The following is a 9,257-nucleotide window of genomic DNA, read 5'->3' as shown; positions in this document are numbered from 1 at the left end:
ACATTTTCAACCCCGCGGTTAATGTTCTGGAATAAATATAAATACAGCGAGGTTTATACGCTTTGGTCATCAAGGTTAGATGGCTCAGATAGGCGACGCATAATTCCTGAAGAAATTTTTACCCAACTGGAGCCTGCGGGATTGCATCCACCAGCACGCTCACCAGATAACCGTTATATTGCTATTTCGGGCTATATAAATGACCGAGCAACTCGTCAGCTTTACGACACCAAAGAGAAAAAGCTAATTACCATGTCTGGCGGGGGCGGTTACCCTTGGTTTAACTGGACCTCAGACAGTGAAAACGTCATTTTTTACTCAGATGGCAAAAACTTTAATTACCATGTACCAACAGGGGAGCTAACCCCTCGACCTCAAATTCACCACAGCGGCGCTGCTTTTTTACTGCCTGGCGATAAAGAGTTTTTAGCCATAAAGCACGATGGCTTTTGGATACATAAGTTTAATGGTGAAGTAGTCCGCAAAGTTAACTTTGGTTTTCCACGTAAGTGGGAAATGAAAAACCACCGTATTTCGTCCGATGGCAAATACTTAGCCTTTATGACTCAAGGCAGACCAAAAGCACATTTTCACTGGGTGAATATTGCCAACCCTGATGTTAAGCATTCAGAAATAGGGGAAGGTAATGGTGTTATTTTTTCTCCAGTAGAGGACTATCAATTGGAGTTTGTAGCAAAATTTTCAAAAGAGCGTGGTAAAAATGGCTTCTACCCTTCAAAGCGGATTATAAGAACAAAAAATATAGTGATCGGTGAGCAAGCTGAGGCGCTCGTAAAAGAAAGTGGTATTTGGGGTCTTGATACATTAGGTCCAATAGCTGTTACAAATTTAGCAGCAGAAGGAAAATAAAATGCATGACATGAGCAAAGGAAGTGCCAGCCCATTGGTGTATTTATTAACAGGTTATGTTGAAAGTAATAAGGTGGTGGGTAAATTAACCCCGGTAGCAAATCGAATCGTGGTGGCTGACCGCCCAAAGTCAGCCACGTACGATACAAATAAGCCTATTGTGTTAAAAACAAATAGTGCTGGTATTTTATCGACAATAAATAGTGACTCATTAGACGTACGTCAGCCATTTCATGCCTACACGGATAATAATCAACGGCCTATTATTATTCCGCCAATGGAGTCTATTGGGCTTATTGCCAATAATAACCCGTCAGGCTGGGCACAAGAGTTTGTTGATAATTTAAAAAATTCCAGTAGCACAAATACACCGTTTACTTATCAGTAATTTAACACTCTCGATTGAAGTGGCAGAAATAGTAGAAGAGTAAGTACGAGCACTTTATTTTAATAACACAAGTTTTAATGAATGCACTTATTTATATTACCTCGTAAATAAGTGCATGTAGTAAAAGGATAGTTTTAATGACGTTTTTAAAAAATCACAGCATGCTTTGCGCCCTCAGCGTTTGCTTTAGCTTATTGCTAAGCGGGTGCTCAGAGCCCTCATCGCAAAGTTCACCACAAGCAGAGGTTGATGTTGCTAAATACCCATGGGCTAAAGAGCATAAAAACCACCCAGAATGGCCACTAGAAATACGCGAAGAGGTGTACGGAGATGCAGATACATTTTCAACCCCGCGGTTAATGTTCTGGAATAAATATAAATACAGCGAGGTTTATACGCTTTGGTCATCAAGGTTAGATGGCTCAGACAGACGTCGTATTATTCCAGAAGAAATTTTTACCCAAATGGAGCCTGCGGGATTGCATCCACCAGCACGCTCACCAGATAACCGTTATATTGCTATTTCGGGTTATATAAATGACCGAGCGACTCGCCAGTTATATGATACTAAAGAAAAAAAACTAATCACTATGTCTGGCGGGGGCGGCTACCCGTGGTTTAATTGGACCTCAGACAGTAAAAATGTGATTTTTTACTCAGATGGCAAAAACTTTAACTACCATGTACCAACAGGGGAGCTAACCCCTCGACCTCAAATTCACCACAGCGGCGCTGCTTTTTTACTCCCAGGTGATAAAGAGTTTTTAGCGATAAAACACGATGGCTTTTGGATACATAAGTTTAATGGTGAAATAGTACGCAAAGTTAACTTTGGTTTTCCACGTAAGTGGGAAATGAAAAACCACCGTATTTCACCCGATGGTAAGTACTTAGCGTTTATGACGTATGGTAGAGAAGATTTTCACTTCCATTGGGTGAATATAGCAAACCCTGAAATAGAGCACTCAGAAAAAGGGGAGGGAAATGGCGTAATCTTTTCACTTGATGAAGATGTTACCCTTAAATTTGGCTATAACCCTAGAGGTGAAGTTGATGAAAACAACAAGGCAGTTACTTATAGTATTATTACCCAAACTAATATTTTAACCGGTGAACAGCAGGTAATACGCACTAAAGAAATGAGAATGTGGGGGCTTAGAAGCATAGCACCTATAGCTATTACCAACCAAAAAGCACAGAGTAACTAGTTATGCATGACATTAGCAAAGGAAGTGCCAGCCCAATCGTGTATTTATTAACTGGTTATGTTAAAAACAATACACCCGTGGGTAAATTAACGCCGGTAGCAAACCGAATTGTTATTGCTGAACAACCAAAGTCAGCCACTTATGATACAAAAAAACCTGTTGTATTAAAAACAAATAGCTCCGGTATTTTATCGACAATAAATAGTGACTCATTAGAAGTACGTCAGCCGTTTCATGCCTACATTGCTAATAATCAACGGCCTATTATTATTCCGCCAATGGAATCCATTGGTCTCATTGCCAATAATAACCCTAGTGGATGGGCGAAAGAGTTTGTTGATAACTTAAAAAATTACAGTAGCTCAAATACGCCGTTATTAGAGTTACAAACAGTCCCTGTTACAAATTTAAAACAGCCTGCAGAAAATAGCGAAGACGACACTTACAATAAGTGGTACGCAAAAGAAATAACTCAAAAAAACGTACAAACTATTCAAGCGTATGTGTTGGCTAAAACGCGAGCAATAATTTTAAGTATTAATCCAAACATTCCGCTTCTTTCTCCCGGCGCAAATATTGTTTTGTCAACACCAGAGGGAAGGGATATACCAGCTACTTTCGACCGCGAAACTAAATTAGCAGTGATATCAGGTACTAACAAGATACTACCCAAAGGGTTGTATAGAATCAAAGTAAGGCTTGATCAAGATACCTACCTAGCTAATATTTCAAACTGGTGTGCCAAATCAGTTCAGTCAGATGATAACTACGATTACTATGAACTCGCCGAAATGATCCACTTTGATATAAAAAATGAGGCAGGTGAGTTTGATGTAATTAATTGCGACCCGCTTTCGGTTGAAGAGGCAATAATAAAGCAATTTCCTCGCTTTTATAGCCACTTAATAAGCTATGCCAAAGATTTAAAAACCGAGCATGCCACGTATGACCCTAAAAATATTAGTGTTAAAGATGAAAACGGTAAAGAAATTGGTCGCGCTAAAGTTAGCGATGAACCAATAAAAATAGCCAGTGGCTTTGAGAGTTTTTGCCATGGCTGGGCGGTGGCTAAAGGCCGTGCACAATTAGCCGCAGGGTTAATAAATACCGATATAACCGCCAGTGCTAGTAACGGTAATTTTACCACTAATGGTAAATTTGTTTTAGGGAGTAAAATTGCTAAAGCAATACATACTCACTTAAATAAAACAGAAGATACAACTATTCAAGCAACGCTAGATGCTGTGTTCGCTATGCAAGATGGGCAGGATGCTTGGCAAAAGCTACGTGAAGCTCGCGCTGCCTTTACAACCGATGCTTGGCGGCAAGCACTTGCAGAAAATTTGTGGCGTTTACCAGCTAACACACCAGCAGCAATGGAAAGCTATAATAATAGTTTAGGTAAAAAGCTTGGCATTCCTAAGGTAGCAATGGATGCAGCAGGTAATGCACTCAATATAGCTGATTTAACCACAAATATTGCAGCACTTGGGCAAACTACGTTGCAGCAATTTGGTACAAATATCCCTAATTTAGCGCAAGCTAAACGGCACTATAAAACGGTTGCTAACGATTATTTTGAGCATTTAAGTGCCAAAGAAATTGTAAAAGATGTCGTAATTGAAGGGACGTTTTCGCTTAATAGCGAGCAAGTAACCGATGATTACCGCAATATCATTTTGCAGCAAAGCGAGGCCGTTATAAAAGCGCTTAAGCAAAATGAGAGCCTTAAAGTAACCGTGGCAGGTCACACCTGCGATATAGGTAATTACGATTATAATATTGCGTTATCTGAGCGACGAGCAGAGGCTGTTAAGCACATTTTAGTTACCCAAGCAGGCATTGATGAGGCGCGTATTGAAGTGCTAGGGCTGGGTTATGCTCAACCACTTATAAATAATAAAGATGAGGCAAGCCGAGCACAAAACCGCCGTGTACATATTGCGGCGTATGCTATTAGCCAAATAAATGTTTGCCCGTCTCGTGAAGGTATGGATAGCCTAGAGCGCTTTCGTAATTTAACCGTAGCCAATGATATAAAAGTAGATGAAACAGGCGACGATATGGCGTGGCAAATGATTAACATTGCTCTGGGTGTTATGGCATTTATCCCAATAACAGCTCCCATTGCCGCGGCAGTAGCGGTAATAAAAGCGGGTGGCGCTATTGCTACGTCGGCTGCGAATTTAATGGATGAAGCACTCCTCGATAACGCCTGTAAACATTATTACGCAGAAATTCAGCGAGATAAACGCCTAGGCCAAGAGTGTGCAGCTAATCAAGGTATGATGCATGAGCTATTAAGTGAATATAATAAAGACGGAAAAACGCAGCAAAGTACACAATGGGCAGCTCAATTTAGGTTGCGCTCAGAGGCCATATCGGGCCTTATGGGGTTACTACTTAGGGCTCAGCGTGAAGGTGATAAAAGCCAATATTATTCAAATTTAGAACGCTATAAAGTAAAACAATACATAGAAAACTTTTTATTAGGTGATAGCTGGGCACTGCCTAATTTACCTGGTGCATCAATTAGGATGGATACGTTTTGGGTGTTTTTAATTGATAGCATTACCAATCAAAAGCAAAGTAAAAATGGTGATAAAAAAGCACTTTACGGCTTTAGTGACAACTACAGCTTGCTAGATAAAGCGGCACGTAAAGCCGCAGTTACAGATCCTGAAAACACGCTTTATTTGCAATCGCAATCTAATCCGTATGGTTTTTATATGATGACGGTGCCGACAGTAGCGCGTGAGCATAATTATATTACGGCTGAATTTCAAAATTACTTCCCCATTCACACATTTGCCACGCAAGAAAAAGAAGGCAGTAAATACCTCGAAAGCTTTGCAAACACATTTGAACCGGTATTTTCTGAATATGGTGAGGCGAGCTATCATCACAGCGCTATATATTATCAAGACCAGACTTCAAAAAAATGGTTGCCAATTATTGCTAATAAACTAAAGCGGCTAACGCCATTCACCCCGATTCGTGTTCTCGTGGTGTTTAACGACACGATGACCGGTATTGCACCTATTACGTTTGAAGTAACGCGCTGTGATGGCGTAATAAATAACGAACTTGCTTATAAAGAGCTTGTAAGGCCGCTTGTAGAGTCTGAGCTATTAGAGAATGAAAAGCACTTTGCCGGAAAGTTTGGTTGTGTATTTACACCGTTTTTTCAATTAGGGCCAAAAACGTATTTAGGTACCAAGCCTATGGTGCACGAAGAAGCCTTTTACTCGATTATAAACGACTCTGCACTTGAATATTATCAAGATGACAATTTTTCTGATATGCGTTATTACATTGGTGCACAAGTTGGTAGTAGCAGTAATGTTGTATTGCCACTAATGGGGGAGCGTAAAGATAATAGTGATGAGATGATTTTTGAGTCTGACACTGCGGAGGTCCTCTATGCCTTAGGCTTAAAAAATAAGTTTGTGGCGAATGAGTTTTATGTTGATTTAAATACAAAGCGTAATGGTGGTAATGAAGAGTCACTATTAATAAAAGATTTTTTAACGAGTAGTAGCTCAAGCTTTGTATATCCAGAGCTTTTTGCTGGGGAAAAAAGCATTAGAATTTTGGTGCGCTTTGGTGGTGAGGGTAAACCTTATTTAATAACCAGTAAAATACAAAGGCAAGGGCAAGTTGTTCGTTTGTTTAAGAGTGAATTTGCTGCCGCACAAAGTTTAGGGTTTAAAGTACGCCAGTTTGGCGATGACATAATATTTGATGACTTTGATTGGAATACCCAAGTCGATATTATGGTTGTAGCGACCTGTACAGAGCTAGAGTCTGATAATTATACCAAAAAACTCATTGGTTTAGATTGGCGTAGTGTGCCATGTGATTTAATACTGCAGCAAACTATTGGTATTAATGATATAGGCCCGAAGTATCAGTCAAAACTTTGCTATTTAGGCAAGGCTACACGTAATGCAAATAAAGGTTATAAAACAGAACGTATTTTAAATAAAATGGTGGACACGTGGCATGACGATGACTATCAATTCGAGGATAAGTGGTATGACAACCAGTGCCAAATTGATGAGCAGGTAGGCCCAGAGTATGAAGAGTTAATTGAATTATTGAATAACGCAGGCCCTTATAACGAAAAAGGTAAACAGGGTCGAGCGCTGCTTAATTGGCATAACAAAGACGCTAAAGCATTTGCCGGTGAAGAGCAGGTTTTTGTTTTTGCGGCAAATTTTAGTTTGAAATATGACTCACCTAAGCGTGTTAAAGTAAACGGCTTAAGGCCTTTTGGAGACATATTTACAAGCCAATTTGGTGATATATTTACTGACAAAGAAGACAGGCAATATACGATGGAGCTAGGTATTGCTAGCTTTAACTCGGCGGGAAATTCGGGCTTTAATTTTAATGATATCGGTTCGATGACCGATAAAATTAGCAACCATGGCTTGCAGTTAAAGTTACCACTACCGAACCCTACAAATAGCAATTTGCCTTGGGGTAAAACACTACCAGAGGCTGATTTAGAAGAATTAGCCGCTGAGCTAAATAGCGATCATTCAACCCCATCACAAAAAGACCTATATAAGCGCTTGTCAGAGGAAGGGTTGACTGAAGATGAAGTGAAACAGTGGTTTGTTGAAGATGCTACAAAGAGGAAAGTAAGGCCGCTAGGAGCTTTTAAAAGCGAATAAATTTATTCGTAATTTAAGTAGTTACTACCAACATAACTGAGCGCAACAGCGCAATTATAGTAAGAATAAAAAAGCTCATGAATATGAGCTTTTTATTTATTAGGGTATGGACATAGTGTGCAGAACGGCTCAGTACTTTAACTGCTTAAAAGGACTTTAATAATGACGGTTTTAAAAAATAACAGCATGCTTTGCGCCCTCAGCGTTTGTTTTAGCTTATTGCTAAGCGGTTGCTCAGAGCCCTCATCGCAAAGCTCAACAAACACAACCGCCGTTGATGTTGCTAAATACCCATGGGCTAAAGAGCACAAAAACCACCCAGAATGGCCACTAGAAATACGCGAAGAGGTGTATGGCGATGCAGATACATTTTCAACCCCACGGTTAATGTTTTGGAATAAATACAAAGGCAGTGAGGTGCGCACACTGTGGTCATCACGGTTAGATGGCTCAGACCGGCGCCGTATCATTCCAGAAGCGGTATTTCAAAAGCTTGAATCTATTAGTATACATGCACCAGCACGCTCACCAGATAACCGTTATATCGCTATTTCGGGCTATATAAATGACCGAGCAACCCGCCAGTTATACGATACTAAAGAGAAAAAGCTAATTACCATGTCAGGCGGGGGTGGCTACCCTTGGTTTAACTGGACCTCAGACAGTGAAAACGTCATTTTTTACTCAGATGGCAAACACTTTAATTACCATGTACCAACAGGGGAACTCACCTCTCGACCGCAAATTCATCATAGCGGCGCTGCTTTTTTACTGCCTGGTGATAAAGAGTTTTTAGCGATAAAGCACGATGGCTTTTGGATACATAAGTTTAATGGTGAAGTGGTGCGTAAAGTGAACTTTGGTTTTCCGAGAGCGTGGGAAATGAAAAACCACCGTATTTCACCAGAAGGCAAGTATTTAGCGTTTATGACCCACGCTAGACCAAAAGCGCACTTTCACTGGGTGAATATTGCTAATCCTGAAATAGAAAATTCGGAAGAAGGAACTGGCGGCGGGATAATTTTCTCTCCAGAGGAAGATTATCAATTAGAGTATAGAATAAAGCACTCGCAAGAACGTGATGAAAATGGGTTTTATCTTTCTGAGCGTGTCATCAGAACAAAAAACATACTAACAGGTGTGCAAACTGAAGAGTTAGTTAAAGAAAAAGGAATCTGGGGCATGAGAACTTTAGTCCCTGTAGCAATTACTAACTTAGCAGTTCAAGATGTGAGACGTTAACAATGCATGAATTAAGCAAAGGATCTGCAAGCCCATTAGTTTACTTATTAACTGGTTATGTTGAAAACAATAAACCTGTTGGTAAGTTAACCCCAGTAGCAAACCGAATCGTGGTGGCTGAACAGCCTAAGTTAGCCACATATGATGCAAAAAAGCCTATTGTATTAAAAACAAATAGTGCTGGTATTTTATCGACAATAAATAGTGACTCATTAGAAGTACGTCAGCCGTTTCATGCCTACACGGCTAATAATAATCAACGGCCTATTATTATTCCGCCAATGGAGTCCATTGGCCTCATTGCCAATAATAACCCAAGTGGATGGGCTAAAGAGTTTGTTGATAACTTAAAAAATTATAGTAGCTCAAATACACCGTTTACTTATCAGTAATTTAACACTCTCGATTGAAGTGGCAGAAATAGTAGAAGAGTAAGTGCAAGCACTTTGACTCAATAACACAAGTTTTAATGAGAGCGCTTATTTGTATTACCTAGTAAATAAGTGCATGTAGTAAAAGGATTTTAATAATGACGGTTTTAAAAAATCACAGCATGCTTTGCGCCCTCAGCGTTTGTTTTAGCTTATTGCTGAGCAGTTGCTCAGAGCCCTCATCTCAAAGCTCACCACAAGTAGAGGTTGATGTTGCTAAACACCCATGGGCTAAAGAGCACAAAAATCATCCAGAGTGGCCACTAGAAATTCGCGAAGAGGTGTACGGCGATGCCGATACATTTTCAACCCCGCGGTTAATGTTCTGGAATAAATACAAATACAGCGAAGTACGCACGCTGTGGTCATCACGGTTAGATGGTTCCGACAGGCGCCGAATTATTCCTGAAGAGGTATTTATACAATTTAGGCCTGT

General features: G+C 40.1%; 6 protein-coding genes and 1 pseudogene. All 7 read left to right on the top strand.

The genetic code is table 11. The features are described from left to right. Nucleotides 1-870: hypothetical protein (locus tag GQR52_RS19825; RefSeq protein ID WP_165729553.1), on the top strand; the 870-nt coding region annotated here is incomplete at its 5' end. 1 nt (nt 871) lies between these two features. Beyond that, nucleotides 872-1,258 carry a hypothetical protein gene (locus GQR52_RS19820; RefSeq protein ID WP_165729552.1) on the top strand — a complete coding sequence of 129 codons (387 nt, stop codon included), beginning with the start codon at nt 872-874 and terminating at the stop codon, nt 1,256-1,258. 137 nt (nt 1,259-1,395) lie between these two features. Beyond that, the gene (locus tag GQR52_RS19815; protein WP_165729551.1) at nt 1,396-2,466 is read left to right on the top strand and encodes a PD40 domain-containing protein; all 1,071 of its coding nucleotides are present in this window, start codon (nt 1,396-1,398) and stop codon (nt 2,464-2,466) included. Nucleotides 2,467-2,468: 2 nt separating this feature from the next. Then, a complete protein-coding gene (locus GQR52_RS19810) occupies nt 2,469-7,148 on the top strand; it encodes an OmpA family protein (protein ID WP_165729550.1) in 4,680 nt (1,559 codons plus the stop codon). A gap of 162 nt (nt 7,149-7,310) precedes the next feature. Beyond that, the gene (locus tag GQR52_RS20595; RefSeq protein WP_240914500.1) at nt 7,311-8,390 is read left to right on the top strand and encodes a hypothetical protein; all 1,080 of its coding nucleotides are present in this window, start codon (nt 7,311-7,313) and stop codon (nt 8,388-8,390) included. Between the two features lie 2 nt (nt 8,391-8,392). After that, nucleotides 8,393-8,782 (top strand): hypothetical protein, encoded by a 390-nt coding sequence (locus tag GQR52_RS19800; RefSeq protein ID WP_165729549.1) that lies wholly within the window; start codon nt 8,393-8,395, stop codon nt 8,780-8,782. 137 nt (nt 8,783-8,919) lie between these two features. After that, nucleotides 8,920-9,257, top strand: a pseudogene (locus GQR52_RS19795) (hypothetical protein); the annotation flags it as partial.

Source organism: Pseudoalteromonas sp. 31A1 (assembly GCF_011378815.1).
Lineage (GTDB): Bacteria > Pseudomonadota > Gammaproteobacteria > Enterobacterales > Alteromonadaceae > Pseudoalteromonas > Pseudoalteromonas arctica.
Note: the sequence above shows the minus strand (reverse complement) of the source record. Positions and strands in the feature narration are given on the sequence as shown.